The sequence below is a fragment of the Natronorubrum halalkaliphilum genome (assembly GCF_009834785.1).
Lineage (GTDB): Archaea > Halobacteriota > Halobacteria > Halobacteriales > Natrialbaceae > Natronorubrum > Natronorubrum halalkaliphilum.
Window position 1 is genome coordinate 1 of sequence record NZ_WUYX01000038.1, and the last position, 2,936, is coordinate 2,936.

At 49.7% G+C, this 2,936-nt stretch carries 3 protein-coding genes; all 3 read left to right on the forward strand.

The genetic code is table 11. The annotated features are described in order from the left end of the window. The first annotated feature begins 1,115 nt into the window (after nucleotides 1–1,115). The 3 genes from GS429_RS12125 (at nucleotide 1,116) to GS429_RS12135 (ending at nucleotide 2,680) form a co-directional block, all read left to right on the forward strand. Nucleotides 1,116–1,937 (forward strand): hypothetical protein, encoded by an 822-nt coding sequence (locus tag GS429_RS12125; RefSeq protein WP_160065622.1) that lies wholly within the window; start codon nucleotides 1,116–1,118, stop codon nucleotides 1,935–1,937. 222 nt (nucleotides 1,938–2,159) lie between these two features. Further along, nucleotides 2,160–2,462, forward strand: a complete 303-nt coding sequence (locus tag GS429_RS12130; protein ID WP_328821371.1) for a DUF7692 domain-containing protein — start codon at nucleotides 2,160–2,162, stop codon at nucleotides 2,460–2,462. Nucleotides 2,463–2,464: 2 nt separating this feature from the next. Further along, entirely contained in the window at nucleotides 2,465–2,680 is a 216-nt protein-coding gene (locus tag GS429_RS12135) for a hypothetical protein (protein WP_160065623.1), read from the forward strand. Nucleotides 2,681–2,936: the final 256 nt, after the last annotated feature.

A 2,936-nucleotide genomic window follows, 5' to 3' on the forward strand; every position in this document is an offset into this window, starting at 1 on the left:
TTCGAGGGACCGAGGTGACCTGGAAGACTCCCGGCGGCGGGACTGAAACCGGATTCGTCGGCGCTGTCGCCGATCGGTGAACCAGCCCGAGTAGTGGCAACGCTGTCGTTTCCCCTGTTTTCTGCAAGCTGAGTTGACTAACACCGTCTCTTAGACAAATCTGGTTGTAGTCGGTGGCTCGAGGGCGGGGTCGCCACCGCGATCGCGCCGCACCGCATGCGGGGTCGTTTCGCGCTGCGCGCGAAAACCCCCTTGGCGTGTGTCCCCAAGGGGACAGAGCCAAAAAATTACAGCGCCCCACCCCCGCCTTCGCAGATCTCCAGTTGAAGCACACGAAACGGTGGTTGAATCGTTACTCAACTCAATGAGATGCAGATGCGACTTCTTACTACGTATTCAAAGCGATTCCACTACACAAAATGATAAATGTCTGGATGCCATGTTATTTTCTGAGAACATGACTCAGGATCTGTTAGACGACTTTATTGGGATTCGAAAAGCAACTTTCCTCGTTCATTTGATTGCTATAATGGCAGTGTCAGCGGTAGTATTCAGATTACTTACTGAGCTTCATGGATTCCCTGATCTTGCAAGGGGACCGCTGTACCTTTTAGGGAACCAATCATTATTATTAACTCTCGCAGGAGTTGGCGCGTTTATTTGGGTCATTAGTAATCTTTTCTTCACTCACCGCCATCGGTTCTGAATATCTTAGTTGATATCCCTTAGGGGGCAGGTAATTGCGCGGCGCGCAGAGCGCGCGCCGCGCTCGCGAAAAATTGAGTCGGCCGATATTGGACGCTATAGCGGGGCTACCCTATTGATATGAAATAACGGGACCTCGATAACCGTGATTGTCGGATACACTTACGAGGGTTTATCAGCGAAGCCGCAGCCAAACGCGGGCATCATGCGACATCCACAGGATGACCTACTTGTCGTGTATGCACTCTCATTGCTTGCTCAGGAACATAAGGGAACCCAGAAAGAAGACGGGGCTTTGAATCTTGCATCCGAGATCGCGGCTCAGCACGGGCTCACAGTTTCAGATGCTATTCAACAGCTTAAGTGATCGTAGGTAAAAGAATAGATATGAAGAGTGCAAGAGTGCAGTTATGGACTTTGATGAGCCTAAGTTAGAAGAGTCGAAACCGTCAAGAAGACTAAAAATATATAAAGATCGGATTGAGACCACTGAACAACAGGAGGCCTTTGAGAGAGCCCTAAACATAACCAAACAGGTAGAACAAACAGCAGCATATAGGATTGCAGACCTTTTTTCGCATTTATCCCGAAGTACCGATATTGTCGATCTAAATTATGAATCTCTAATTGATGTTTTTGACCGTGCTCGCGATCTCTCGGATTACACCTGGGAAGAATTAGGAGAATTGAATATTGAATTCCTGACCACCTTCTCCAATTATGTCATTTCAGTCAAAAGTAGAGAGAATCATACACGGGATATAATTCTTCCAGAAATAGAAGAATACCACGTTTTATCTTCAATAGAAGAGGAATACGAGAAGAAAATTGCGGAACTTGGGTTGGATATACACGGGTATTTTTTTACGAGTTTACGTAATTACTTTGTCCATGAAGGGATCCCTGAAACAATGATGGTACTTGGCGATGACGATGAGCCAGACAGTTTCTCAATTCCGAAAGAGATCATAATTGAGTCGAGCACATTTTCGACTCGCGCAAAAGGGTATGTAAATTCATGGGAGGAGACAGTTGATTTGGAAGAAGCGGTTAAAGCGTATCACGAAGCCGCAGATGAGTTGTATTCCTGGTTTTTCGAGTATACCGAGGCTCTTTACAAAGATGAATACCGTGTAGCGGAACTATTAGATGAAGAGGCAAGATTATACCAAGAAATATTCTTCAATAGATGTGAAGTTTCCTTTACGAAAATCCAGTGGGCAGGTGGATAACATAACGGCATTATCAGATCTCTTGAGGCTTCCCTCCTGCCGGTTGCACGTCGACAAGATCAATTTCCCCGATATGAACACGAACCGAGTACCAGCCGTGTTCATATTCAGTCCATCGCCCATGCGATCGGCTTGGTCCTCGCGCCGATCACGCCGGGTTCCCATCCCTCTTTATAAACAAAGTCCCCTCGAGTGAACCGAAAAAACGAGGAAAGGCGGGTTGTGTTCACGAGTATCTCTCACAACGAGACACCCGGATCAGTCCGTATCAGGACTGACGACGGGAACGAATGGCGATTCGATGCAATTCAAAAAGCCGCCCGGTTCTACGACTGCAATCGGAGCAACGCGGTCGCGTTTGCTTGTGAAGATGTCGACGAACTCGTCTCCGCAGCGCGGGCCGTCCTCGAGCGCGATGACCTCACTCGCGAGCAGCGCCGGGAGATCGCCGAGACGCTCTCGACTCGAGCCGTCAGTTTCGACCTGGAGTCTTCAGTCACGGTGACGAAAAAGGGGGACGCGTGACGATGGCAATCGACGAGATACTCAGAGATGCCGAACGTAAACAGCGCCGCGAACTCGAGCAGATGGCGAAAACGGCAACTGAACTTCGAGCCCGAATCCCGACGCTCGTCGAGAAATCGATCAAGAAGGACCGCGAGCGCATTGCCGTTGAACTCGCTGAACGTAGCGACCTCTCGCACCGAGAGATAGCCGAGATAGTTGACCAGAGCCCTGCGTAGGTCTCTCGATCCGTCCATGAGTCCGCAAACACAGAGGAATAAGAGATGGCACAACTCTCGATCAATGACGACTGCTGGGCGTGTGAGAATGCTATTGTTGACCGACTCTGCACTCACAACGGCCTGTGCGTCGAGTGCTCCGCTTGGATCGACGTGAATCGTGAGCGGTCCGACAACGGGAGTCCATCGGACTCAGAAAACGTCTGAAATAGCTATTTTTGCTTGCTCGGTTCCGCGATGGTCGCCGCCGCCGTGC